The 24,667-nt window shown below is 72.2% G+C and carries 23 protein-coding genes, 1 tRNA gene and 1 other RNA gene; 16 read left to right on the forward strand and 9 right to left on the reverse strand.

Annotated elements, in window-relative coordinates; genetic code table 11:
* Positions 1-341: 341 nt before the first annotated feature.
* Positions 342-2,789, reverse strand: coding sequence for a hypothetical protein (locus tag AC3AQ1_RS10940; protein WP_159096517.1), 2,448 nt, complete (start codon positions 2,787-2,789; stop codon positions 342-344).
* 326 nt (positions 2,790-3,115) lie between these two features.
* Here AC3AQ1_RS10940 and AC3AQ1_RS10945 point away from each other — a divergent pair, with 326 nt between their 5' ends.
* Positions 3,116-3,349 (forward strand): hypothetical protein, encoded by a 234-nt coding sequence (locus AC3AQ1_RS10945; protein WP_159096518.1) that lies wholly within the window; start codon positions 3,116-3,118, stop codon positions 3,347-3,349.
* On the opposite strand, the gene AC3AQ1_RS10950 is transcribed toward AC3AQ1_RS10945, so the two are convergent.
* From AC3AQ1_RS10950 to AC3AQ1_RS10965, 4 genes are all read right to left on the reverse strand, one after another.
* Complete coding sequence (locus AC3AQ1_RS10950; RefSeq protein ID WP_108718996.1) at positions 3,340-3,912, reverse strand: DUF4190 domain-containing protein; 573 nt, start codon at positions 3,910-3,912, stop codon at positions 3,340-3,342. The two genes, AC3AQ1_RS10945 and AC3AQ1_RS10950, sit on opposite strands and share 10 nt — an antisense overlap.
* Positions 3,913-3,927: 15 nt before the next feature.
* Complete coding sequence (locus tag AC3AQ1_RS10955) at positions 3,928-4,548, reverse strand: LytR C-terminal domain-containing protein (RefSeq protein ID WP_108718997.1); 621 nt, start codon at positions 4,546-4,548, stop codon at positions 3,928-3,930.
* Positions 4,549-4,590: 42 nt separating this feature from the next.
* Positions 4,591-4,887 carry a type II toxin-antitoxin system VapB family antitoxin gene (locus tag AC3AQ1_RS10960; protein ID WP_108718998.1) on the reverse strand — a complete coding sequence of 99 codons (297 nt, stop codon included), beginning with the start codon at positions 4,885-4,887 and terminating at the stop codon, positions 4,591-4,593.
* A 101-nt stretch (positions 4,888-4,988) separates the two neighbouring features.
* On the reverse strand, positions 4,989-5,780 hold the full coding sequence (locus AC3AQ1_RS10965) for an aldo/keto reductase (RefSeq protein WP_108718999.1): 792 nt from the start codon (positions 5,778-5,780) through the stop codon (positions 4,989-4,991).
* 244 nt (positions 5,781-6,024) lie between these two features.
* Between AC3AQ1_RS10965 and AC3AQ1_RS10970 the strand changes: the two genes are divergently transcribed.
* Both AC3AQ1_RS10970 and AC3AQ1_RS10975 read left to right on the forward strand, forming a co-directional pair.
* Positions 6,025-6,543, forward strand: a complete 519-nt coding sequence (locus AC3AQ1_RS10970; RefSeq protein WP_234417478.1) for a helix-turn-helix domain-containing protein — start codon at positions 6,025-6,027, stop codon at positions 6,541-6,543.
* Positions 6,543-7,106 carry a DUF6036 family nucleotidyltransferase gene (locus AC3AQ1_RS10975; protein ID WP_108719000.1) on the forward strand — a complete coding sequence of 188 codons (564 nt, stop codon included), beginning with the start codon at positions 6,543-6,545 and terminating at the stop codon, positions 7,104-7,106. Before AC3AQ1_RS10970 ends, AC3AQ1_RS10975 begins: the two co-directional genes overlap by 1 nt.
* A gap of 193 nt (positions 7,107-7,299) precedes the next feature.
* Here AC3AQ1_RS10975 and AC3AQ1_RS10980 read toward each other — a convergent pair.
* Positions 7,300-7,387 (reverse strand) — tRNA-Ser (locus tag AC3AQ1_RS10980).
* A gap of 23 nt (positions 7,388-7,410) precedes the next feature.
* Positions 7,411-8,673, reverse strand: a complete 1,263-nt coding sequence (locus AC3AQ1_RS10985; protein ID WP_108719001.1) for an amidohydrolase — start codon at positions 8,671-8,673, stop codon at positions 7,411-7,413.
* A gap of 42 nt (positions 8,674-8,715) precedes the next feature.
* On the opposite strand from AC3AQ1_RS10985, the gene ffs reads away from it, so the two are divergent.
* The 4 genes from ffs to AC3AQ1_RS11005 all read left to right on the forward strand — a co-directional run bounded on the left by ffs (position 8,716) and on the right by AC3AQ1_RS11005 (position 12,806).
* Positions 8,716-8,812, forward strand: an RNA gene (ffs, locus tag AC3AQ1_RS10990) — signal recognition particle sRNA small type.
* A gap of 62 nt (positions 8,813-8,874) precedes the next feature.
* A complete protein-coding gene (locus AC3AQ1_RS10995) occupies positions 8,875-11,592 on the forward strand; it encodes a DNA polymerase III subunit gamma and tau (RefSeq protein ID WP_108719002.1) in 2,718 nt (905 codons plus the stop codon).
* Positions 11,593-11,599: 7 nt separating this feature from the next.
* Positions 11,600-12,208 carry a recombination mediator RecR gene (gene recR / locus AC3AQ1_RS11000; protein ID WP_108719003.1) on the forward strand — a complete coding sequence of 203 codons (609 nt, stop codon included), beginning with the start codon at positions 11,600-11,602 and terminating at the stop codon, positions 12,206-12,208.
* Positions 12,201-12,806 (forward strand): DUF5063 domain-containing protein, encoded by a 606-nt coding sequence (locus AC3AQ1_RS11005; protein WP_108719004.1) that lies wholly within the window; start codon positions 12,201-12,203, stop codon positions 12,804-12,806. The genes recR and AC3AQ1_RS11005 overlap by 8 nt, the downstream gene beginning before the upstream one ends.
* 12 nt (positions 12,807-12,818) lie before the next feature.
* Here AC3AQ1_RS11005 and AC3AQ1_RS11010 read toward each other — a convergent pair whose 3' ends face one another.
* Entirely contained in the window at positions 12,819-13,844 is a 1,026-nt protein-coding gene (locus tag AC3AQ1_RS11010) for an ABC transporter permease (protein WP_108719005.1), read from the reverse strand.
* Positions 13,841-14,845 carry an ABC transporter ATP-binding protein gene (locus tag AC3AQ1_RS11015; protein WP_108719006.1) on the reverse strand — a complete coding sequence of 335 codons (1,005 nt, stop codon included), beginning with the start codon at positions 14,843-14,845 and terminating at the stop codon, positions 13,841-13,843. The genes AC3AQ1_RS11010 and AC3AQ1_RS11015 overlap by 4 nt, the downstream gene beginning before the upstream one ends.
* Positions 14,846-14,976: 131 nt before the next feature.
* On the opposite strand from AC3AQ1_RS11015, the gene AC3AQ1_RS11020 reads away from it, so the two are divergent.
* The 9 genes from AC3AQ1_RS11020 to AC3AQ1_RS11060 all read left to right on the forward strand — a co-directional run bounded on the left by AC3AQ1_RS11020 (position 14,977) and on the right by AC3AQ1_RS11060 (position 24,045).
* A complete protein-coding gene (locus AC3AQ1_RS11020; protein WP_108719007.1) occupies positions 14,977-15,537 on the forward strand; it encodes a dihydrofolate reductase family protein in 561 nt (186 codons plus the stop codon).
* Between the two features lie 100 nt (positions 15,538-15,637).
* A complete protein-coding gene (gene tatA, locus AC3AQ1_RS11025; RefSeq protein WP_108719008.1) occupies positions 15,638-16,015 on the forward strand; it encodes a Sec-independent protein translocase subunit TatA in 378 nt (125 codons plus the stop codon).
* Positions 16,016-16,071: 56 nt separating this feature from the next.
* Complete coding sequence (gene tatC, locus AC3AQ1_RS11030; RefSeq protein ID WP_108719009.1) at positions 16,072-16,875, forward strand: twin-arginine translocase subunit TatC; 804 nt, start codon at positions 16,072-16,074, stop codon at positions 16,873-16,875.
* A complete protein-coding gene (locus AC3AQ1_RS11035) occupies positions 16,872-17,657 on the forward strand; it encodes a TSUP family transporter (protein WP_108719010.1) in 786 nt (261 codons plus the stop codon). The genes tatC and AC3AQ1_RS11035 overlap by 4 nt, the downstream gene beginning before the upstream one ends.
* On the forward strand, positions 17,654-18,718 hold the full coding sequence (locus AC3AQ1_RS11040; protein ID WP_234417479.1) for a Gfo/Idh/MocA family protein: 1,065 nt from the start codon (positions 17,654-17,656) through the stop codon (positions 18,716-18,718). The genes AC3AQ1_RS11035 and AC3AQ1_RS11040 overlap by 4 nt, the downstream gene beginning before the upstream one ends.
* Positions 18,719-18,862: 144 nt before the next feature.
* Positions 18,863-20,143, forward strand: a complete 1,281-nt coding sequence (locus AC3AQ1_RS11045; RefSeq protein WP_108719011.1) for an aspartate kinase — start codon at positions 18,863-18,865, stop codon at positions 20,141-20,143.
* A gap of 230 nt (positions 20,144-20,373) precedes the next feature.
* Positions 20,374-21,426 (forward strand): aspartate-semialdehyde dehydrogenase, encoded by a 1,053-nt coding sequence (locus AC3AQ1_RS11050; protein ID WP_234417957.1) that lies wholly within the window; start codon positions 20,374-20,376, stop codon positions 21,424-21,426.
* A gap of 46 nt (positions 21,427-21,472) precedes the next feature.
* A complete protein-coding gene (locus AC3AQ1_RS11055; RefSeq protein WP_108719013.1) occupies positions 21,473-22,468 on the forward strand; it encodes a serine hydrolase domain-containing protein in 996 nt (331 codons plus the stop codon).
* A gap of 266 nt (positions 22,469-22,734) precedes the next feature.
* Positions 22,735-24,045, forward strand: coding sequence for a MalY/PatB family protein (locus AC3AQ1_RS11060; protein ID WP_234417480.1), 1,311 nt, complete (start codon positions 22,735-22,737; stop codon positions 24,043-24,045).
* The last annotated feature ends 622 nt before the right edge of the window (positions 24,046-24,667 follow it).

The following is a 24,667-nucleotide window of genomic DNA, read 5'->3' on the forward strand; positions in this document are numbered from 1 at the left end:
GAGTGCGGTAGCGTCCGAGCCCAGAGCGCTTGGAGAGGCGCGCTAACGCTGGAGTCTCGCTTCTAGTGACGCTGTTGGTGTAGATGAGCGAATATTCGGCGTTGGACCGGCTGATCGCGGTTCAGGTGGGGTCGAGCGACCAGGGCTCAGTTACGACCGCCGGAGTATGCGAGCTGCTCGGGACTGCGCGCCGGCTCCAGTCCTAGACGAGACAATGGCACAGGAAGTTGCGGAAGACGGCCGTGGCGTGACTTCGAGAAAGTTCAAGGCATGGGCCGTGGGTCCATGCCACCCGATGCAGGCGCCCGGCAAGAGCCAACTAGTCTTGTCTCAACCGGGGCTCACGCGTGGCCGTATGAACATAGTTCTCCATAATTCAGCGCAGCCCCATGGCACACGGTGCGGATATCGGCGTCTAGCGCCGCGGAGACATCGGGCCACGCCCACCCCGCCTCGGGTAGACCAGCGCGCGCCCAACTTGCATCCAGGTACTTTCTGAAGACGTCAACGCGCGTTACGCGTTCCGCAAGTTGACGCGCATCGACAATGTGTGAGCGAAATTCGGGATCAAGAATAGGGGTATCTACGACAACTGCGTCGCAGTAGGTAAAAAGGCGCGGCAAGTTGGCAAGTGTGTAGGCGCCAACAGTCGTAATCCGGGCCCGATCGGAGGTTGCGGGATCGAAGTCATCGAGAGGAGCTTCCACTAGCCGGTGGCGCGCCATCTGCGCCAAGGCAAAGGTGACGGCATCCTGTGTGAATCCTTGCCCCTGCATATGCTGGTAAACGTCGTCGAGGTCGATATAGCCGGAACTATCAGCGGCGTCTCCGCGGGAACGCACGTACTGCAGTGTGATTGGTATCAGGAAGTGGCAGGCGGGGTGCTGTCGGTCGAGCGTGAAAAGATTAGCGATCGGCGAGACTTGCGGGTCGTAGTATTCCCCGTCCCCATGCAGTAGGGAGCGCAGGAACTCGTGAAGCGGGATTCGGTACGATCCAGGGTCCCGCGTCTCAACTCCGATAATTTTGGCAGTGTCGACATGGCCGCTTCCTATGAACTGCGTGACGAAGTCCAGCGCCCGCCGCATATTTCCCCCAGCCAGGTTGTCAATTAGCGCCAAGAGGGGTCCATTGTGGGCGAAGTTGTCATTAAGTACGCGGAGGAATAACTCGAGGCTTTCGCTCTGAAATCCGACGCCCGCCGTCGTTCTAGTGTCGGTCCTCGAGCTTAGCACCTCGAGGGCGAACTGGACGCGCTTCTTGAGCATTACATCCGTCCTGGGGGGTGATATTGAGAACACCCGTGGATGATATCCCGAAACTGCGCCGTAACGGAGTGACTCATAATACGTCTCGGGGCGTAGGGTGACGAACACTGTTGCATCCCATGTTGCCGCAATTTCGTTCGCAACGAGAAATACGCGGTTCTGGTCTGCGTGGTCGCGCTGGTCGACATTGTCGAGGAATACCACTACTTGTCTATGGTGGCTCCGACTTATGCGAGAGACTGATCGCTGGAGGTGCGCACTTCGGTCGGAAACTAATGTGTCGAGATGGCCGACGCGCCTCAATAGATACTCGGTCGGCGCTTGGCTCTTCAGTCCACCGAATATTCCTCGGTCGAACAGGAGCAGTTCTTTGCGGTACAGGTCCTCGACGAACGAGGCGTCGTCGACATTGATTTCGTAGTCGTCAAGCAATGCGCGATAAATCTGATCGATCGCGAACTCTGCCGGATTGGCAAAAGTTGCTCCGTGCCCGTAGTCCACGAGGATTGTGATCGCGTTCTCGAAGACTGTCTTGGCGTCCACGGCGACGAGGTGCTTGATGAACGTGCTCTTGCCTACTCCGACGCCGCCTAGGAGAACGATTGGGCGGTGAGAAGCTGCAGCAGCGAGTGACTCGGCCGACAATTCCGGGTTCAGTCCTCTACGTAAAGTGGCTGGAACCTCGCTCGCCCCGAGAGAAGCGAGAAACTCCGTATTTCGGCTCTTCAGAAGTTCTTTGGATACTTCAGCGTACGCCGACAACGCCCCGCTCGTGGCGTAGCACTGAGTCAAGAACAGCTCGCTGTACCGTTCTTCTTGCGGCATATCCTCTAATAGGACTTGGCCCAAGATCTGAAGATTCGACTGGACGGTGTTCCGGAATTTGGTCCCGGGGTAGCGGCTCAAGCTGGCTGACAACGGCGCGGGTGGTGCTGTGACGCCGAGACTGAGCTCCGAGAAGATCTGTCGGTTAATGAGTCCGCGCTCGGAGAGACAGTTGTGGAATATCACGAAGCGGTCTCTGATTGCCGTCAGCGAGGGGAACACCATGGCCTTTCCCTCCAGTGGGGGAATGCCATCGCTTCGGCTCCCCAGGAAGACCACCCACTGGTGCCCGTTTGATATTATGCATGTCGCGGCTCCACGCATGCTGGCGTACTGCATCGCTTGAAGCATTGCCTTCTTCAGGTGCCCATTTTTCGGATCTGAGACCAAAGGGCGGATGAGGCACGTGCCGGCGGCCAGTTCGACTGGGAGTTCAAAACTTCGTCCTTCGCGCTTGGCTTCCAGGATAGCCAGTGTGCCGTGGTCGCGGAGCTCGTAGTCTGTGTAGCCGCTGTCGTTGTGAGTCTCAACATGGATCCGGTCGAGTGGCCATCCGAGAACTTCCTTCACGACTCGATCGATTACGTCGAACCGGGTCTGCGCCTCGTTGCGTAGATCATCCGAGGCGCGCTCACCGCTTTCGTCCGCTATGAGTTGCTCGAGGGCGTCGTATCCTGTTTCGAACGACATGGACATCCTGCCTCCGCTCTTCCCGTCGATTTTCGGACGACGCTGCCAGATCGTATCGCGGCGCGCCGCCGAGCGCGGTCAGCCGAACGACGTTGTCCCGCGCAGGGCGGCCGTTCGAGACCGTCGGGCGGCGTCCTGCTCAACGCAGGAGCGGGGTGGTGGGCAGCTCGCGACCCGATGGCATGACAAGGCGCACCCGAGTATCTATCCCGCGTCCTCGACAACGCCGACAGGTTTCGCGTGAGGGCGCGGGCCATCGATCGGCCGCAGGCCCCGCCCCGGCCGGGCGAGGCAACCCCGGAGGGCGGCCAAACTTTCCTCCGGTGGAGCCCTTGAGGTGGGAGCGTCACGGCTCTGCGGGGAGCCCCTGGGCGTTCTGCGTCCGCGAGGCCCCACCACGGGGAGGCGCCGGCGCAGCGACGACGCGGCTGATCGTCCGCGAGCGCTACCAGCCGTTGAGCGTGGCGGGCCGCGTCATGGTCGAAGCGGTGCAGCCGGTCAGCTTCCTCATGTCGCAGCGGATGCTGCGCGGCATCCGGGACCGCGCCGAGCGAGCTCAGCCGTAGCTGCTCGCTCCGGCGATGCTCGCCCAGATGACGACCCAGAAGAGCACGAAGAGGAGACCGAGCGCGAGCAGCCCGTAGCCGATCGCCAGCGCCGCGATCGCGAATCCGCGGCCCTCCTGGTAGGGGTCTCGGCGGAGCTGGCCCAGCGCGATGTGGCCGAGCACGATGCCGACGATCACCGAGATTCCGGTGGCGACGCCGGCGAGCGAGCAGATGAACCCGATGATCGCGTACTGGTTCGTGGGCCGGACCGCCGGCTGCGTCACGTACGGCTGCTGCGCCGTCGGGGCGCTGTAGGAGGTGCCGTACGGCGAGGGCGCGGGAGCGGCGTACGGCGTCCCTGCGGGCGAGGAGTAGCTGTACCCGCCGAGGGGCACGGCGTCGGCGACCGGGCGGTCCTGGACGTGCGAGCCTGCGGCGTCGGCCGTGCCGGCGGTGCCGGCGGCCCAGGACGTCGGGAGCGGCGCCGTCGGCGGCGTGCCGTACGGGTTCGTCGCGCTGGAGGTGGGCATCGGCGTCGTCGGGTCGGACGGTCCGAGGGGAGCGCCGGGGAACTGGGTCACGTGCAGGTCTCCTTGTCAGGCGGCCGGCTGGATGCTGCTGAGCGGCGTGCAGCCCTCGCGACCCGTGATCGGCGTCGCCGGGTCGAGCGCGGAGGTGGCGGGGTCGTTGGTGGCCGTGAACTTCTCACCGATGATGACGTCCACGGTGGCGTCCTGCCGCGCAGGGTCGAGCAGGATCACCGAGTCGGGGAAGAGGGCACCGACCGTGTACGCCGCCGCGACTCCGTTGATCCCGGTGGAGATCTCCGTCGTCTCCGGGTAGGTGCCACCCGTGTAGTTGGCGACCTGCGCCGTCGCGACCCCCAGCCCGTTGAGCGTGGCGCCGACGCCGGCGGCCAGGCCCGAGCGGGCGGTGCCGTTGTAGACGTTGACGGTGATCTGGTCCCAGGCGACCGGGAGTGCGCCGTCGGCGGGGCACGGGGTGACCTCGGCGGCGACGGTGGGCTCCTCGTCGGCCGTGAAGTCGGGGTCGAACGGGGGCGGCACGAGCCCGAGGAACACGCCCAGCGCCGCGAGCCCGAGCACCACGAGCACCACCGTGATGCTGCCGAAGATGATCGTCTGGCGCTGCAGCAGGTGGCGACGGCGCAGCTGCTTGCGGCGCGCGGCCTCGTCGATCTGCTGGGTGCTGCTCACGGGGAGAGGGTACCTTTCGGGCCGAACGCGACCGCGGCCGGCTCAGCCGAGCTCGAGAACGCGGGCGTGGATCGTGGTGCGCTGCTGGAGCGCGGAGCGCAGCGCGCGCTGCAGGCCGTCCTCGAGGTAGAGCTCGCCCTGCCAGGCCACGACGTGGGCGAACAGGTCGCCGTAGAACGTGGAGTCCTCGCTCAACAGCACCCGCAGATCGAGCTCGGTGCGGACTGTCGTGAGCTGGTCGAGGCGGATCTGGCGGGGCGGGAGGTGCGCCCAGTCGCGGGTGGTGACGAGGCCATGGTCGGGGTACGGCTTGCTGTCGCCGATGGCCTTGAAGATCACGGAGAAAGACTATCGGGGCGCCCCGACCGGCAGGACCGGTCGGGACGCCCCGCTGTGCAGGTTCTGCGAAGAGCTCATGCCCTCCGGCGGACCGCCCCGCGTCAGCCCGCGAGCCCGCTGACCCGCGCGACCTCGTCGTCGGTGAGCACGAACCCGGCGACGTCGAAGTTCGCCGCGATCCGGTCGCGGTGGACCGACTTCGGGATGACCACCACGCCGGTGTCCAGGTGCCAGCGCAGCACGACCTGCGCGGGCGTGACGCCGTGCGCCGCGGCGATCTCGGCCAGCACCTTGTCGTCGAGGTCGGTGCGCTTGAACGGGCTGTAGCCCTCCAGCACGACGCCGCGCTCCCGGTGGGCGGCGACGAGGTCCGCGTCGAAGTCGGCCGGGCTCCACGGGATCTGGTTGATCGCCGGGGTCACGCCGGTCGCCTCGGTGAGCTCGTCGATCTGCGCGATCGAGTAGTTGCTCACGCCGATCGCGCGGACCTTGCCGGCCTGCTGCGCCGCGATGAAGCGCTCCCAGACGTCGGGGCGGGCCTTCTTGTTCGGCGGCCAGTGCACGAGCCAGAGGTCCACCTGGTCGAAGCCGAGCTTCGCGAGCGACTCGTCGATGATGCGGGCGGCGTCGTCGGCCTCGTCCGGCGGGAGCTTGGTCGTCACGACGATCTCGTCGCGGTCGACTCCCGAGTCGGCGACCGCGCGGCCGACCTCCTCCTCGTTGCCGTACGCGCGCGCCGTGTCGATGTGGCGGTAGCCGAGGTCGAGCGCGGCGCGGACCGCGTCGTAGGCCTCGCCGGACTCCGCCTGCCACGTGCCGAGGCCGAGCTGCGGCACCTCGACGCCGGGTCGCAGGGTCACGCTGGGGATCGAGTCCTTCGTCGTCTCTGCCATGCGTCCATCCTGCCCCAGGGGTGCGCCAAAGGTGAGAGCGCTGGCCGCGTGGGTCAGCCCTAGGTAGACGAAAGCCCCGGAACCATGCGTTCCGGGGCTCTCGATGCGGAGGATGGGATAGTCGCCCCAAGCCCGCTGGCCTGCATCGATGCGGCCGTGAAACGCGGTGTGACAGCAGCGTGACAGCGAGTTGGGCGCCTACCGCCAGCCGCTGGCCTATAGCACGAGAGGCTATACTGGCTGCATGCCCAGACGCGGTGACCTCCTCCGCGACGTGATGCTCTCTACCAGCACGTCGCAGTCGGAGTTGTCGCGTCTGAGCGGTGTGCACCAGCCGAGCATCAGCCAGTTCCTGTCCGGGAGGGTCGACCTCAGCGACGAGCAGCTGGAACGGCTCCTTTCCTGCATGGGGTACCAGCTCGAGGTGATCCGTCGGGTGGTGTCTCCCGAGCTGACCCGCTCGGAGCGGCGCTCATGGCTCTTGCACCGTCAGCTCTCCCGCCGGCTGTCGCGCGAGTCTCTGTCGGACTGGACTCCGACCATCGAAGGCAACTTGCGACGTCTGCGCGACGGGGTGAGCGGAGAGCCCCACACAACGAACGTGCAGCGGTGGAACCGCTTGGTGCGAGAGGGGGACGTGATCAAGCTTCGGCGCGTCCTGACCGGCCTCGATCGGGACTCCATCGAGATGCGCGAGGTCTCGCCGATGAGCGGCTTGCTCACGGATCAGGAGCGTCGCGACGTGCTGGCGTCGGTGGCCTGATGCGTCGCGACCAGCTCGAGCATGCGATTCGGGCCGCGTGCCAGATCATCGGTCAGCCTGAGGTCATCGTCGTCGGGTCGCAGTCCATCCTCGGCACCTTCTCCGAGGACCAACTCCCAGCGGACGCGACGATGTCGCTCGAGGTCGACATCCTCCCGATCGCAGAGGACAACGACGAGATCGCGCGGCTGGCCGACGTGATCGAAGGTGTTGCGGGCGAGTTCTCGCCGTTCGAGCAGCTTCACGGCTTCAGCATCGACGGCGTCGACCTGCTGACCGCTGTTCTCCCCGAGGGATGGCGGCAGCGGCTGGTCAAGGTGCAGAACGCGAACACGGCAGCTCCGGAAGGTGAGCCGAGGTTCACCGGCTGGTGCCTCGACAAAGAGGACCTCTGCGTCGCGAAGCTCTGCGCCATGCGCGAGAAGGACCAGAACTTCGTCGCCGCGCTCCTTTCGAGCGGCCTTGTCGACCACGGCATCATCGCTACACGCTTGGGAGCCGTCCCAGATCGCTTCGCTGCGGCCGCAGATCGTGCGCTGGCTTGGCTCGGCCCGAGGCGGTAGCCGGTCGTGGTCAGCGAAAGAGGAGTCCGAAGCGGCGTGGCGGCCTCGTGCATCACGACGACGTCGACACGCGGCGCTGCGCGGGCGGCGGCAAGCCTGCCGATCTGTGCCCGCTGGAGCTGATCAGGCAGAGGCCCAGAAACCGCGGCATCTAGACGAAAAGTCCCGACTCTCGACGGATCTCAAGGACTGCTGGCGGAGGATGGGGGATTCGAACCCCCGAGGGTGTTACCCCAACACGCTTTCCAAGCGTGCGCCATAGGCCACTAGGCGAATCCTCCCGGCCGGAAGAGTTTACCCGACGTCAGGGGGTGCCCAGCCACGCCACGGCGGCCGCCACGAGCGCCCGCACGGCCGTCTCGGTGGTCGGCGCGACCGCCGGCGCGAACGCGGGGGAGTGGTTGAAGGCGATGCCCGGCGGGAGGTCCGCGAGGGACAGCCCGACCGTCGAGATCCCGCGGAAGAGCTCGGCGTCGTACCCGCCGTAGAACCAGAACACGGACGGCACGCCCGCGGCCGCGGCGAAGTGGCCGAAGTCCTCGCTACCGGGCAGCGGGACGGGGAGGTGGTGCACCCGGCCGGGCAACGCCGTCGTGAGCGCAGCCTTCGTGCGCTCGACGGCGGCCGCGTCGTTCACCGTGACCGGCACCTCGGTCGTGACCTCCACGAGCGGCTCGCGGGGAGCACCCGCCGCGGCGGCCTCGGCCGCCGTGATCCGCCGGATCGCGGCAAGGACGCGCGCTCGCACGCCCGGGTCGAACGTGCGGATGCTGAGCCCGAGCTCGGCGGTCTCGGGGATGATGTTCTCCTTCGTCCCCGCGTGCAGGTAGCCGACGGTGACCACGGCGTTCTCCGCCGCTCCGACCTCGCGCGAGACCACGGTCTGCAGGCGCACGACGAGCGAGGCGGCCATGACCACCGGGTCGCACGCCGTCTCGGGGGAGCTGCCGTGCCCGCCTCGGCCGAACAGCGTGATGCGCAGACCGTCCGAGGCCGCCATCGTCGGCCCGGGCCGGATCGCCACGAAGCCCGCCGGGAGCGGGGCGACGTGCTGGCCGAGACAGACGTCGGGCGTCCCGAACCGTGCGAAGAGGTCGTCCGCGATCATCGCCTGCGCGCCGGTGCCGAGCTCCTCGGCGGGCTGGAACACGGCCAGGACGGTTCCGCGCCACAGGTCGCGGTGCGCGGCGAGCTGGCCGGCCGCGCCCAGCAGCCCGGTGACGTGGGAGTCGTGACCGCAGCCGTGCATGACCGGGACGTCCACGCCGTCAGGCCCGGGTGCCGTGACGGTCGAGGCGTACGGCAGGCCTGACTCCTCGCGCAGGGGCAGGCCGTCCATGTCCGCGCGCAGCAGCACGGTGGGACCGTCGCCGTTGCGCAGGAGTCCGACGACGCCCGTGCCGCCGACGCCCTCGTGCACCTCGTACCCCGCGTCGCGCAGCCAGGACGCGGCGATGCCGGCCGTGCGGTGCTCGGCGTTCGAGAGCTCGGGATGCGCGTGCAGATCGCGGTAGAGGTCGTGCAGCGCGGGGAGTGCGGTCTCGAGTCCGTCCGTGACGTCCGTCATGCCCCCACGGTAGGACAGTGCGCCGGGACAGGTAGACTTCACGCCGACCCCTCGTGCGGCGTCATCTCGCTGAACCCCCCCAGGGCCGGAAGGCAGCAAGGGCAGGCGGGCTCTGGCGGGTGTGCGAGGGGTCCTTGCTTCCCCTGTGGACAGCCCCCTCCCACCCCCGGCCGTGTCGGGGCTCCCGACTACCCTGAGTCGGTGACCACAGCGCTGTACCGCCGGTACCGCCCGGACTCGTTCGCGGACGTGATCGGCCAGGAGCACGTGACCGACCCCCTGCGGGCCGCGTTGCGTGCCGACCGCGCCACCCACGCCTATCTCTTCTCCGGTCCGCGCGGCTGCGGCAAGACGACCTCCGCACGCGTCCTCGCGCGCTGCCTCAACTGCGCGCAGGGTCCGGCCGACACGCCGTGCGGCGTCTGCGACAGCTGCGTCGAGCTCGCCCGCGGCGGCCCCGGCAGCCTCGACGTCGTGGAGATCGACGCCGCCAGCCACGGTGGTGTCGACGACGCCCGCGACCTGCGCGAGCGGGCCGTGTTCGCACCCGCGCGGGACCGCTACAAGGTGTTCGTCATCGACGAGGCGCACATGGTGACGCCGCAGGGCTTCAACGCGCTGCTCAAGCTCGTCGAGGAGCCGCCGGCACACGTGAAGTTCGTGTTCGCCACCACCGAGCCCGACAAGGTGATCGGCACGATCCGGTCGCGCACCCACCACTACCCGTTCCGGCTCGTTCCGCCCGCGGTGCTGCAGGACTACCTCGCGCGCCTGTGCGAGGCCGAGAACATCCAGGTCGAGTCCGGCGTCCTCCCGCTCGTCGTGCGGGCCGGCGGCGGCTCGGTCCGCGACTCCCTCTCCGTGCTGGACCAGCTCATGGCCGGCGCGCAGGACGGCTCGGTCGGCTACCACCTCGCGTCCGCCCTCCTCGGCTACACCCCCGCGACCCTGCTCGACGACGCGGTGGGTGCGCTCGCGGCCGGCGACGGCGCGTCGGTGTTCCGCGTGGTCGACGCCGTCGTGGAGTCCGGCCGCGACCCGCGCCGCTTCGTCGAGGACCTGCTCGACCGGCTGCGCGACCTCATCGTCATCGCCGCCTCGGGCGACGAGGCCGACGCCGTGCTGCGCGCGGTCCCGGCCGACGAGCTCGAGCGCATGCGCCCCCAGGCCCGCACGCTCGGCCCGCACCGGCTCTCGGTCGTCGCGGACCTCGTCAACACCGGCCTGACCGAGATGGTCGGGGCGACCTCGCCCCGGCTCCAGCTCGAGCTCGTCCTCACCCGCGCGCTGCTCGCGCTCGGCGCGTTCGGCGCCGCGCCCGTGGCGTCGCCCGTCGGCGCGCCGGCACCGGCAGCGTCCGGTCCCGCGGGGGGCCCGACGGCGCAGCCCGCCTCGGGTGCGCCGGCTCGCCCGGCGCAGTCCGCAGCTCCCGCGGGAGGCCCGACGGCGCAGCCTGGTTCGGGCGCGCCGGCTCGCCCCGTGCAGTCCGCGGCTCCCGCGGCGGGTCCGGTGTCCGAGCCCGAGCGGACGGCCGCTGTCGGCGCTGAGGCGCCGGCGACCCGAGCCGCCGAGGGGACGGAGGCCTCGGAGGCATCGGAGGCGCAGCGTGGCCCCACCGACGAGCCGCAGCCGGTCGCCCGCGACGAGCGGGCGCGCGACACGGGTGGACGTGCCGGGCGGGAGTCGGCCGAGAGAGGGACCACGGCTGCGCCCTCGCCCGCACCTGCCGCCGCAGACCCGTCGGGGCCGGACGCGCCGCACGCGCCGGAGGCACCGGCCGACCCGGTGCGCCCCCCGGCGCAGCGCGACGGCCAGCCGGCCGGCGGTGTCGACTCCGAGGAGCTGCGTCGGCGCTGGCCCGAGGTGCTCGAGCTCACCGGCACGCTCAATCGCCTGGTCTGGATGCTCGCGCGCGACAACGCGACGGTGGCGGGCCTGTCCGGTGACGTGCTCACGCTCGTCTTCGACGGCCCGGGTCCGGCTCACTCCTTCTCCGGCCGGGACGGCGCCGCGGTCCTCGCGCAGGCGGTCTACGAGACGCTGGGCATCACGGTGCAGGTCGTCGTCGAGACCGGCGGTCCGGGCCCGCAGGGCGGTCCCGGCGGACCGGGCGGCCCCACGCCACCCGGCCCGCGACAGGGCGACGGGCGCGCCCCGGGTGCGGACGCAGACCGGCGACGGGCGGGGACAGCGACCGCCGTCGGCGGTCGGGCGGCCGCCGACGCCCCGGCAGCGCTCGCGGAGCTCGACGGCCCGGCGGCCGCCGCAGGCGGGACGTCCTCGTCGGACGACGGCGCCCGACCGGTCGAGCGCGCGCCCCGCAGCGGCGGCGGGAACGAGTCCGCCCCCGCGCCGCGCGAGGTGCGCCAGCCCGAGCCCGCGCGCCAGGCCGTGCCCGACGACGTCGAGCCCATCCCGGTCTCGGAGACGGTCGCTCGCGCCATGGCCGACTGGGGCGACCCGACCCCGGTCGCCGTCGCCCGCATCCCCACCGCCGACGCCCAGGCTCCCGCCGACGCCGGCCCAGCCGGCGCACCCCGCACCTCGACCGTGCCGGGCGCATCGGCGTCCGCGCAGACAGCACCCGCCGCCCAGGCACGACCGACCACGGCGAGCCGGCCGACCGGGGCGAGCCCCGCCGTCGTGCCTGCGTCGCGAGCGAGCGAGCGCGAGGCCCCGCTGGCCCCGGTGATCGACCTGGCGAGCCGGCAGCACCGCCGCGAGCGGCCGCCGCCGTGGGAGGACGACCCGAACGGCCCTGCGGGTTCGACCCCACCGGAGCTCGACGACCTCGAGGACCTGGACGGCTCGGTCGATGCGAGCGAGGCCGGGGGGATCGTGGGCGCGCCGCTCGTGGCGCGGCTGCTCGGCGGCGTGGTGATCGACGAGATCGTCGACGGCCCGGACGGACGGAGGTGAGCGCGCGATGAGCGCTGCGTACGAGGGTGCCGTCGCGGACCTGATCGCCGAGCTGGGCCGCCTGCCCGGCGTCGGGCCCAAGAGCGCGCAGCGGATCGCGTTCCACATCCTCTCGGCCGACACCGACGACGTCGCGCGCCTCGCCGACGCACTCATCCAGGTCAAGGCCCGGGTGCGGTTCTGCGCGATCTGCGGGAACGTCGCCGAGTCCGAGCAGTGCCGCATCTGCGCCGACCCGCGCCGCAACGACACGCAGATCTGCGTGGTGGAGGAGCCGCGCGACGTCGTCGCGATCGAGCGCACGCGCGAGTTCCGCGGCCGGTACCACGTGCTCGGCGGCGCCATCAACCCGATCGACGGCGTGGGCCCGGACGACCTGCGCATCCGGGAGCTGATGACGCGCCTCGCGTCGGGCGTGGTCACCGAGGTCATCATCGCGACCGACCCGAACGTCGAGGGCGAGGCCACCGCCGCCTACCTCTCCCGCCTGCTCGGGTCGATGGGGGTGGCGGTGACCCGGCTAGCCTCGGGGCTACCGGTCGGCGGCGACCTGGAGTACGCCGACGAGATCACGCTCGGCAGAGCGTTCGAGGGAAGGGTTCGACTCGATGCCTGACACCATGATCGACGCGTCCGTCCCCTCGTCCGTCCCGCCGCTGGACGAAGACCTGCGCGGGATCGCCGACCGCACCGCGAGCGAGGCGCGCACGTTCCTCGACACGGTGACCGAGGTGAGCGCCGGCACCGCGCCCGACGCCGCGTTCCCGCTGCTCCTGCTCGCGCTCGCCGACCTCTCGGCGGCCGGGGCGATCCTCGGCGCCATCGTCGACGTCGTGCCCGCCGAGCGGTTCGAGCCCGACGACGGCCCCGACCCCGACGTCGACCCCCTGCGGGTGGCGCTCGCGAACGTCCTCGACGGCGTCGACGAGTACGTCGAGGTCGCCGACCCCGTGCTCGACGTCGAACCCTCCTCCGCCAGCGTCTCCGCCGACATCGCGCTCGTCGCGGCGGCTCTCGGCCACGGCCTCGCGCACTACGACGCCGGGCACGTCTCCGAGGCGCTGTGGTGGTGGCAGTACTCCTACCTGCAGGACTGGGGCGACCGCGCGGCCAGCGCGCTGCGCGTCGTCGTCGCCCTGCTCGCGCACCTGCGCCTCGACGTGCCCGACGACGTCGCGGCCGAGGCGGAGTACGACGCGCTGCACGGCGCCTGAGCGCAGGGCGGTTCAGGCGATCCGGATCCCGCGCGGCAGCGCGGCCGCAGGGACCCGGAGCCGGCGCGCCGTGAGCCACAGGCTCCCGACGCCGAACGCCGCGTAGACGGGGATCGACCAGGGCCAGACGGCCGAGCCCGCGGGCGTCGAGGTGCCGAACCCGCCGTCGTCCAGCCAGCACTCGTCGATCTCGTCCCGCGCCCCCGCCTGGGCGAACCGGACACCGGCGCCCATCAGGGCGAGCGGGTCGCTGCTGTTCAGCGACGGGGCCGGCGCCGCGGCGACGTCCGCGACGAGGACGAACGGGTTCAGCCCGAGCAGCCACGCGGTGTCCTCGGTGTGGGTCTGCGTCTCCTCCCGCTCCGACCAGCTGCACGCCCCGGAGCCTCCGACGTCCACGCCGTACACCTGCACCACCTCGGTGCGCTGCAGGAAGAACGCCGAGAGTCCGAACGCGATCAGGGTGCCGACGCCGAGGCCGGCCACGACGACGTAGGTGAGCAGCGCCGAGCCCGCCGGGCGCGCCACCGACGCGGACAGCGCGAGCCCGACGGCGCACACCACCGCGAGCACGAACGCGAGCGTCAGCACGCTCGCCACCACGCGCACCGGCGAGATCCGCCCCAGCACCGCGCCCCAGACGAGGAACGGCAGCGAGGTCGCGAGGAACGCGAGCGCCGCGCCCCACGCCGCGAGCAGCTTGCCCAGCGCGAGGTCGAGCGGCGTCAGCGTGGTGGCCTGGAGCACCGCGAGCGTGCCGGCCGCGCGGTCGCCGTTCACCGACGTCGCCGACAGCGTGGGCGAGACCAGCAGCCCGAGGAACAGCACGACCATGAGCACGACGCCGAAGAGGACCCGCCCCGCATCCTGCCGACTCAGCCACTCGCTGTCCCCGACGCCGGAGACGGCTGCCGCCACGCCCCACGCGATGAGTCCGACGACGACGAAGAACGCGATCAGGGCGACCTTCCAGCGCGTCGAGCGGATCCGCTGCCGGACCTCGAGGACGGCGACCGTCCGCACACCCCAGGCGCTCATCGACGGTCCGTGTCCATCGCGAGGTAGGCCTGCTCGAGCCGCCCGTACGCCGGTCCGATCCGGGTCAGTGCCACCCCGGCGGTGACGGCGTCGCGCACGAGCTGCGCTGCCTGGAGCTCCCCGGTCAGCGAGACGAGGAACGTTGCGGGTCCAGTGGGTCCGGCGGGTCCGGCGGGTCCGGCGCTCACGGCGGGATCGACGGCCGAGGCGGCTCCTGCGCCGCCCGCCTCCTGCGTGACCCCCAGGCCGACCGCGGCCGACCACGCGAGGAAGGCTGCGCCGTCGAGCACGTGCACGCGCCACGGCTGGAGGGCTGCGGTGGGCGGCGCGAACGAGGACACGCCGCGCTGCAGGAACACGGCGGCGTCGACCATCTCCTCGAGCTCGGCGAGCTCGTGCGAGGAGACGAGGACGGCGACGCCGGTCTCGGCGAGGTCGCGCACGATGCCGCGCAGCTCGATCCGGGAGCGGGGGTCGAGCCCGGCGGCGGGCTCGTCGAGCAGCACCACGGCGGGGGAGTGCACCAGTGCGCGGGCCAGCCCCAGCCTCTGCTTCTGGCCCCGGGAGAGGACACGCGAGGGTGCGTCGGCCAGGTCGGCCAGGTGCACGGTCGCCAACAGCGTGGTCGCACGCTCCTTCGCGACGGCGGGCGGGAGCCGGTAGGCGGCCGCGAACGTCTCGAGGACCTCGCGGCAGGTGAGGGTCTCCCAGGTGCCGAACACGTCCGGCATCCAGCCGATGAGCCGGCGCGCGGCGGCGCCCGACGTCGCGACGTCCAGCCCCCGCACCTCGACCCGCCCCGCGTCGGGGGCGAGGAGCCCGGTCAGCATGAGCAGGAGCGTCGTCTTGCCGGACCCGTTCGGACCCACGAGGGCCGTGACCGAACCCGCCTCGAGGCTGATGCTCGCGTCCACGACGGCACGCACGGGACCGAAGCTTCGGCTCAGGTGCTCGGCCACGAGCGCGGCGGAGTCGGCGGGTGCCAGCGCTGCTGCGGCCATGCCAGCCACCCTAGAGCCGGCGCCGCCGGTGCGGACAGGGCGGGGACCCGGGGCCTTCCCTGCCTCCGTGGCCCGGCGTACGGTGGGCCGGCACCGGCGCCTGGGACGATCGCGAAGGAGTCCTCCTCACCATGAGAGAGCTGCACTACGGGATCAACGTCACGCTCGACGGCTGCGTCCACCACGAGGCGGGCCTCGTGCCGGACGCGGAGTTCATGGACTTCTGGACCGCCCGCACGGAGAAGGCGAGTGCCCTGCTCTACGGGCGGGTCACCTACGAGATGATGGAGTCGGCGTGGCGCGCTCCGGCCGACGGGGCCTGGCCCGACTGGATGCAGGAGTGGGACGTCCCGTTCGCCCAGGCCATCGACCGGGCCAGGAAGTACGTCGTGTCGAGCACGCTGACCTCCGTCGACTGGAACGCCGAGCTGGTGCGGGGTGACCTCGCCGAGGCGGTGCGGGAGCTCAAGCAGGGGCCCGGCGGGCCCGTGGCGGTGGGCGGAGTGCGGCTTCCGACGACACTGGCCGGCCTGGACCTGATCGACGAGTACGAGTTCCTCGTCCATCCGATCGTCGCCGGTCACGGGCCGACGCTGCTCGCCGGCCTGCCCGAGCGCCTCCAGCTCGAGCTGGTCGAGCGGCGTGACTTCCGGTCCGGCGTGGTGGCCCTGCGCTACCGCCCCCCGGCGTAGTCCGTCCGCGCGCGTCGCGTTGCCGGACCGGGTCGCGACGTCGTCGGGCGGATCAGGCCCCTCGTCTACAGTGGAGACGTCCACGGCCGAAGGAGAGGGCATGCTACGCAACGGCATCCAGATCCAGCACATCCTGCTGCTGCTCCTGGTGGTGCTGCTGATCTTCGGGGCGAGCAAGCTCCCGGACATCGCCCGCAACCTCGGGAAGTCGATGAAGGTCATGAAGGAGGAGATCCGCGACCTCCGGGACGACGACAAGCCCGAGTCGACCGGTCCCTCCGCCGCGCAGCCGCCCGCTCAGCAGCCCGTGCAGCAGCCGTACGTCCAGCCGGTCCAGCAGCCGTACGTCCAGCCGGTCCAGCAGTACCCGTCCGACCAGGTGCCGCCGGTCCAGCAGCCGTACCAGCCGACGCAGCCGTACCAGCCGACGCAGCCGCAGCAGCCCCCGCAGGACGCGGGCGGGCGCCCCCTCTCCTGACCCCGGTGGTGGCGCCGTCCCGACCCGGCTCCCGGAAGGCCAATCCCGAGGCCCGGATGAGTCTCGGGAACCACCTGCGGGAGCTTCGCCGTCGGATCGTGTGGGCCGTGCTCGGCCTGGTCGTCGGCGCCGTCGCCGGCTGGTTCCTCTACGAGCCGATGTTCGAGCTGCTGCTCGAGCCGATCCGCGCGATCCAGGGCGGCGGCGTGGAGGCGGACCTCAACTTCCCGAACGTCATGGCGGCGTTCGACACCAAGATCCGGGTCTCCTTCTTCCTCGGCGCGTTCGTCTCCAGCCCGTGGTGGCTCTACCAGTTCTGGGCGTTCGTCGCGCCCGGCCTCACGGGCCGGGAGAAGCGGATCGGGCTCGCGTTCGTCGGGGCCGGCGTGCCGCTGTTCCTCGCGGGGGCGTGGCTCGCGTGGACGGTGCTGCCCAACGCCGTGGAGCTGCTGACCGCCGCGACGCCCGAGGGCGTCTGGAACCTCATCGACGCGCAGGCGTACCTCACGTTCGTCATGCAGTTCATGATCATCTTCGGGTTCGCGTTCCTCCTGCCGCTCGTCATGGTCGCGCTCACCGCCGTGGGCGTGGTCCGGGCGAGCACGTGGCGCTCGGGCTGGCGCTGGGCGATCATCGGCATCTTCGTCTTCGCGGCGTTCGCGACGCCGTCGCCCGATGCCGTGTCGATGTTCCTCATGGCCGTGCCGATCTGCGGTCTCTACGGCGCGGCGCTGCTGGTCTGCGCGTGGCTGGACCGGCGCCGCGACAGTCGGCTCGCCCAGCGCGACGAGGTGCTCGGCGGCGGGCCCGAGCACGGAGCTGGTCGAGACGGCCGCGAGGCGCCCGGAACCCCCGCGTGACGGGCTCGGTCGAGCTCGACGTCGCCACCCTCGTCCTGCTCGCGCTCGCCGGCTTCGCGGCGGGCTGGGTCGACGCGGTCGTCGGCGGGGGCGGGCTCATCCAGCTTCCCGCCCTCCTGCTCACGCCCGGCATCACGCCGGTCCAGGCGCTCGCGACCAACAAGCTCGCCTCGATCATGGGCACGTCCGTGAGCGCGGTGACGTACTACCGGCGGGTGCACCCCGACATGACGACGGCGGCGCCCGCTGCGCTCGCGGCCCTTGCCGGCGCGTTCGGCGGGGCTGCGCTCGCGTCCTTCATCCCGGCGGCGGCGATGAAGCCGATCATCGTGGTCGTCCTCATCGGGGTGCTCGTGCTCGTGCTGGCGCGCCCCACGCTCGGGGCACGCACCGCGCTGCGCTGGGAGGGCAACCGGCACCGCGCGATGGCCGCGCTCGTCGGCCTGGGGATCGGCGCGTACGACGGCCTGCTCGGCCCCGGCACGGGCACCTTCCTCGTACTGGCACTCGTGTCCGTGCTCGGGTACGCGTTCCTGCCCGCGTCCGCGATCGCGAAGGTGATCAACTGGGCCACCAACTTCGGTGCGCTGCTGTTCTTCGTCCCGCACGGCGCCGTGCTGTGGACGCTCGGCCTCGTCGTCGGCGCGGCCAACCTCGCCGGTGCCTACCTGGGCGCCAGGATGGCCATCGCGAAGGGGAGCTCCTTCGTCCGGATCGTGCTCGTGGGGGTGGTGTCGGTGCTGATCGTGCGGCTCGGCTGGGACGTGGTGACGACGTGGTGAGCGCCGGGGTGGGCGGCGGCGCAGCGCCCGACGGCGAGGCGTCCGACGCCGCGCACGTGCGCTGGGCGGTGCTCGGCCCGGGCGCCATCAGCCGCGACTTCGTCACGGGCCTCCAGGCGTCGGCGACCGGCGTGCTGCACGCCGTCGGGTCGCGCGACGCGGGCCGAGCGGCGGCGTTCGCGGCCGAGCACGGCGCCCCGGTCGCCGGCGAGGCGCACGAGATACTGGCGCGCGACGACGTCGACGCCGTCTACGTCGGCACCGTGCACCCGGCCCACCTCGAGCTCGCGGTCGCGGCGCTCGAGGCCGGCAAGGCCGTGCTGTGCGAGAAGCCGCTCACGCCGTCGGCCGCGGACACCGCGCAGCTCCTGGCGGCGGCAGCGCAGGCGGGCGTCCCGTTCGTCGAGGCGTTCAAGTACCGGTTCGGCCCGTACGCGCACCTGCTGCGCCGGCTCGTGGAGGAGGACGTCGTCGGGCGCCCGCTCGAGCTGCACGCGGCGATGGGGTTCACGGCCGGCTCGAAGACCGGTCGCCTGTTCGACCCGGCGCTCGCGGGCGGGGCGATCCTCGACGTCGGCTGCTACCCCGTCTCGCTCGCCGTCGCCATCGCGGCGTGGGCCGGCTTGCTCGACGCGGCCGACGGCGAGGGCGAGGGCGAGCCTCGTCGCCTCGGGGTGCGTTCCGCCGTCGGGCACGTGGGCGAGACCGGAGTGGACGAGCGCGCGGAGGCGGTGCTCGCCGTCGGCGGCCTCGACGCGCGCGTGGCGACGGCGATCGTCGCGGACCTGCCGCGCGACGTCGTGCTGCGCGGCAGCGCCGGCTGGATCGACCTGCCCGACGTGTGGGGGTCGCGGACGGAGTCCGGCACGCGGCTCGTGGTGCACGCCGACGGCGAGCCGCCCTTCCCGATCCAGGTGCCCGTGGTGCAGCCGATGGCAGCGGAGGCGGACGCCGTCGCCGCGGCGCTCGCCGCGGGGCGCGGGCAGGCGCCGGAGATGCCGTGGGCCGAGAGCGCCGTGATCGCCGGGCTGCTCGAGGACTGGCGACGCGCGCTCGACTGAGGCGCGCGAGCGCCGCGGCGCCGAGCGCGGTGATCTGACGCGCGGTGTCCGGCCTGTGGGCGAACGCCCCGGCCGACCGGGCCCCTGCGCCTAGAATCTCCCGGTGGACGGCCCGCGCTGGGCCCTGTCAAGCCCGGGAGTCTCGTGTCGCTCATCGTCGCCAAGTTCGGCGGGTCGTCGGTCTCCGACGCCGCCAGCATCCGCCGCGTGGCCGGTCGGATCGCCCAGATGCGGCTCGACGGTCACGAGGTGGTCGTCGTCGTCTCCGCGATGGGTGACACGACCGACGAGCTCATCGAGCTCGCGGAGCAGGTGTCCGACGGTGCCGAGCAGCCGCGCCGCGAGATGGACATCCTGCTCACGGCGGGCGAGCGCATCTCGATGGCGCTGCTCGCGCTCGCGATCCACTCCTTCGGCGTGAAGGCGCAGTCCTTCACGGGGCAGCAGGCCGGCGTGCTCACCGACTCCGCCTACGGCAACGCGCGGATCATCGACGTCACGCCGTCGCGCATCAGCAAGTGCGTGGGCAAGGGGAACGTCGCGATCGTCGCCGGCTTCCAGGGCGTCAACGTGGACAGCAATGACGTCACGACGCTCGGCCGCGGCGGGTCCGACACGACCGCGGTGGCGCTCGCGGCCGCGCTGCACGCCGACGTCTGCGAGATCTACACCGACGTCGACGGCGTGTTCACCGCCGACCCCCGCATCGTCCCGACGGCGCGGCGGATCGACGTCGTGACGAGCGAGGAGATGCTCGAGCTCGCCGCCAACGGCGCGAAGATCCTGCACCTGCGTGCCGTGGAGTACGCGCGTCGGTACGGCGTCACGCTCCACGTCCGCTCGTCGTTCTCGATGCTCGAGGGCACCCGCGTCATCACCCCCGCACCAGGAGAGGAGCACGCCATGGAGGCCCCGATCATCTCCGGCGTCGCGCACGACCGCAGCCAGGCGAAGGCCACCCTCGTCGGCGTGCCCGACGTCCCCGGCGCCGCCGCTCGGATCTTCGAGACGGTGGCCGCCGCCGGCGCCAACATCGACATGATCGTCCAGAACGTCTCGGTCCAGGGCACGGGGGAGACCGACATCTCGTTCACGCTGCCCGCCGCCGACATCGCCGTCGTCCGCCCCGCGCTCGATGCGCTGGCGCAGGAGCTGGGGTACCGCGAGGTGCAGTACCGCGACAACATCGGCAAGCTCTCGCTCATCGGCGCCGGCATGCGCTCGCACCCCGGGGTGTCGGCCAAGCTCTTCGGCGCGCTGCGCGACGCCGGGGTGAACATCGAGATGATCTCGACGTCGGAGATCCGCCTGTCCGTGGTGACGAGCTCCGACGACCTGGACACGGCGGTCCGCGCGGTGCACACGGCATTCGGTCTGGACGCCGCCGAGGTGGAGGCCGTGGTGTACGGAGGGACGGGACGATGAGCGAGGCACAGGTGGCAACCGTGGCCGAGCAGCTGGCCGGGCAGCCGGCCGGGCAGGCGGCTGGGCAGGCGGCGGAGCAGGCGGCCGGGCAGGCGGAGCAGGCGGCGGAGCAGGCGGCCGGGCAGGCGGCGGGGCAGCCGGCCGGGCAGCCGGCTGGGCAGGCGGCGGGGGAGCGGACGACGGGCCTGACCGTCGCCGTGGTCGGCGCGACCGGGCAGGTCGGCGCCGTGATGCGGCACCTGCTCGAGGAGCGCGACCTCCCGGTGGCGCGCGTGCGCTACTTCTCCTCGGCGCGCTCGGCGGGGCGGACCCTGCCGTGGCGGGACACCGAGGTCGTGGTCGAGGACGCGGGCGCGGCCTCCGTCGAGGACCTGCGCGGCATCGACATCGCGCTGTTCTCCGCGGGCGGCGGCACCTCCCTCGAGCTCGCGCCGCGGTTCGCCGAGGCCGGCGCCGTGGTGATCGACAACTCCTCGGCCTGGCGTCGCGACCCCGACGTGCCGCTCGTGGTCTCCGAGGTCAACCCGCATGCGATCGTCGACCGTCCCAAGGGCATCATCGCCAACCCCAACTGCACGACCATGGCGATCATGCCGGTGCTCAAGCCGCTCGACTCCGAGGCCGGGCTCGAGCGGGTCGTGGCCGCCACGTACCAGGCTGTCTCGGGCAGCGGGGTGGCCGGCGTCGCCGAGCTCGCCGGCCAGGTGCGGGCCGCACTCGCCTCCGAGGTCCCGGTGGAGACGCTCGCGCTGGACGGCTCCGCGGTGCCGTTGCCCGAGCCGGTCAAGTACGTCGCGCCGATCGCGTTCGACGTCGTCCCGCTCGCCGGGTCGATCGTGGACGACGGCTCGGCGGAGACCGACGAGGAGCAGAAGCTGCGGCACGAGTCGCGCAAGATCCTCGAGCTGCCCGACCTTCGGGTGGCCGGGACGTGCGTGCGCGTGCCGGTGTTCACCGGTCACTCGATCGCGGTGCACGCCGAGTTCGCACGGGAGATCAGCCCCGAGCGGGCACACGAGCTGCTCGCGCAGGCGCCGGGCGTCGAGCTCGCCGACGTGCCCACGCCGCTGCGCGCGGCCGGGAACGACCCCGCCTACGTCGGCCGGATCCGGCGCGACCAGTCCGCGCCGGAGGGCCGCGGGCTCGTCCTGTTCGTCTCCAACGACAACCTGCGCAAGGGTGCGGCGCTCAACGCGGTGCAGATCGCCGAGCTCGTCGCGGCGGAGCTGCTCGCGGGGCCCGCGACGCAGGCTGCCGCCCCGGCGCTCAGCCCCGCGGGCTGAGTCGCCGCGCGCGCGGGCGGCGTCGGCTCCCGCAAGGACGGTCGAGATGACGGAGCACGACGGCGCAGCGCACCTCGAGCGCGTCGTCCGCGGCTGGGGCGTGGGTCCGGTCGTCGTGGCCACCGTGGCCACCGTGGCGCCCGCCGCCGGCGACCCGCGCACGCTCGTGGTGGGCGTCGACGCGGACCCGGCGCTCGACGTCGAGCTCGGGTCCGTCTCGAAGGCACTGACGGGCCTGCTGTTCGAGGACGCGATCGAGCGCGGCGAGGTCGCGCGCACCACGACGCTCGCGGACGCCCTCCCGGTGCTCGGCGACGCGCCGTGCGCTGCGGTCACGCTCGAGGCGCTCGCGACGCACCGCTCGGGCCTGCCCCGGCTGCCGCGCGGGAGCGCGACGCTGCGGCGGCAGTGGGACCTCGTGGCGCACGGCCGCAACCCCTACGGCGAGTCGGTCGCGGAGGTCCTGGCGCAGGCGGCCCGCACGCGCCTGACCCGTAAGGTCAACGCGCTGTACTCCAACCTCGGCTACGAGCTGCTCGGCCACGCCGTCGCCGCACGCGCCGGACTGCCGTACGCCGAGCTCATGCGCACGCGGCTCGCCGAGCCGCTCGGGCTCGCCTCGGTCTACGTCCCCGCCTCGTCCGCCGACCTGCGCCCGACGGCGATGCCCGGCTTCTCCCCCCGCGGTCGCCCGCGCGAGGCGTGGGTCGGCGAGGGCCTCGGTCCGGCGGGCGGGGTGCGCGCGAGCGTGCCGGACGTGGCGAGGCTCGCCGTCGCGCTGCTCGACCAGGCCGCACCCGGGATGGCGGCGCTCGACCCGCGCGTGCGGTTCGCGGGACCGCTGCGGGTCGGCTCGGCGTGGATGACGGTGCCGGTGCGGCACGAGGGGCAGGAGCGGCGGATCACGTGGCACAACGGGGGAACGGGCGGGTTCCGCTCGTTCCTCGGGCTCGACCGCGAGCGCGGGACCGCGGTCGTCGCTGTCTCGCCGCGTGCGCGGGCGTTGGACCGGCCGGCGCGGGAGCTGCTGCTGGCGCTGTGAGGTGATGCGGGCCCGGCGGAAGCCCGGGGGTGTTGGTGGACCGGGGGTGCTGGTCGAGCGGGGGTGCTGGTGGACCGGGGGTGCTGGTGGACCGGGGGTGCCGGTGGACCGGGGGTGCCGGTGGACACGGGGGCGCTGGTCGACCCGGGGGTGCTGGTCGACCCGGGGGTGCTGGTGGATCGGGCGCGCTCGCGGGCGACGGTGACGCCCGCGGACCAGGGCGCCCACACACCGAGCGAGGGTGCCCGCCGATCTACGCTGGCCGGGTGAGCACCACCTCGACCACCACCTCGACCACCACGTGGACCACCTCTGCCTCGGCACCCCCCGCCACCGCCGCCACCCCCGCCACCGCCGCCACCGGAGGCTCGGACCCCGCGATCGCAGGCCCCCCGCTGCTCGACGTGGCGGCCTTCGACGCCACGACGGCCGAGGAGCTTCGCGCCCGTGGCTCGCTCAAGTGGACGCGGTTCCCGCAGGCGCTCGGGCTGTGGGTCGCCGAGATGGACCTTCCGCTCGCGCCGCCGGTCGCGCAGGCGCTGCACCGCGCGGTCGACATGCCGTTCATCGGATACCTGTCCGCCGAGGCGAAGGCCGCCGCGCGCGAGGCGTGCGCCGCCTGGTACGCCCGCGCGACCGGCTGGAGCCCCGATCCCGCACGGATCCACCTCATGACAGACGTGCTGCACTCCCTCGACCTCCTGCTCGGCCAGGTCCTGCCCGCGGGCACCGAGACGGTTGTCGTGACCCCGGCGTACATGCCGTTCCTCTACCGTCCGCGCGTGCTGGAGCGCCCGTTCGTCACCGCGCCCGCGCGCCGGGACGAGGATGGCACCTACCGCGTCGACCTCGACGCGCTCGACGGCGCGCTGCGCGGCGGCGGCCGGCTGCTCGTGCTGTGCAACCCATGGAACCCGGTCGGACGCGTGCTGACCGAGGTGGAGCTGCGCGAGGTGGCCGCGGTGGTCGAGGCGAACGACGCCCTCGTGTTCGCCGACGAGATCCATGCGCCGCTCGTGTACGACGGCGTGGGGCACGTGCCGTACGCCTCGCTCTCCGACGCCACCGCGGCGCACTCGGTCACGGCGACCGCGGCGTCGAAGGCCTGGAACCTCGCCGGTCTCAAGTGCTCGGCGCTCGTCGCGACGCACGACGACGTCCACGAGCGGCTGCTCGACCTCGCGCCGGTGCTGTCGGACGATCCGGGCACGCTCGGCGTCGTCGCGATGGCCGCGGCGTACGACGACGGCGAGCCGTTCCTCCGCGAGACCCTCGCCTACCTCGACAAGAACCGGGCGGCGCTCGCGGACGCGCTCGCTCGCGAGCTGCCGAGCGCGCGGCACACCCCGCCCGAGGGCACCTACCTCGCGTGGGTCGACCTGCGCGGCGTGCGCACCGGTTCCGGCGAGGAGCTCCCCGAGGACCTGGTGACGTTCTTCCGCGAGCGGGCCGGCGTTGCGCTGCAGGACGGCGCCGCGTGCGGGGCACCCGGGTTCGTGCGCCTCAACATCGCGCTGCCGCAGCCGATCCTGCTCGACGCGGTCCGCGCGATGGCTGCGGCGGTCGCCGCCGCCTGACGCGGCGGCGCGCGGCGCGCGCGGGGCCTCCGCGCGGGCGCGGGCGGTGCGCAGCTGCGGATCGTTGGTGCACAGCTGCGGACAGGTGGGCGCCGGCGCCTCTGGCGCCCGGCGTGTCGCGTGCGACGCGCCGAGGAGCGGGGGCGGTCGTCCGCGGTTGTGCGCGGGCGTCCGCAGTTCCGACGGCGCCACCCGATGGTGGCGGCCAAAGGACGGGGTGTCAGGCGCGCGCCCGCGCGATCGCGCGGCCTCGCCGCAATGCCGCAGTGCTCGCGCCACCCGACGGCGGCGGCGCTGCGCGGCGCGCGCTGGGCCTCCGAGCGGGCCCGGGCGGTGCGCAGTTGCGGACGGTTGGTGCACAACTGCGGACAGGCGGGCGCCCGCGACCCTGGCGCCCGGCGTGTCGCGTGCGACGCGCCGAGGAGTGCAGGCGGTCGTCCGTGGCTGCGCCCGGTTGTCCGCAGTTCCGACGGCGCCCGACGGCGGCGCCCGACGACGGCGGCGCCCAATGGCGGCGACCACAGGACGGGGTGTCAGGCGCGCGTTGGGCCTCCGAGCGGGCCCGGGCGGTGCGCAGTTGCGGACGGTTGGTGCACAACTGCGGACAGGCGGGCGCCCGCGA

The organism is Miniimonas sp. S16 (assembly GCF_057748195.1).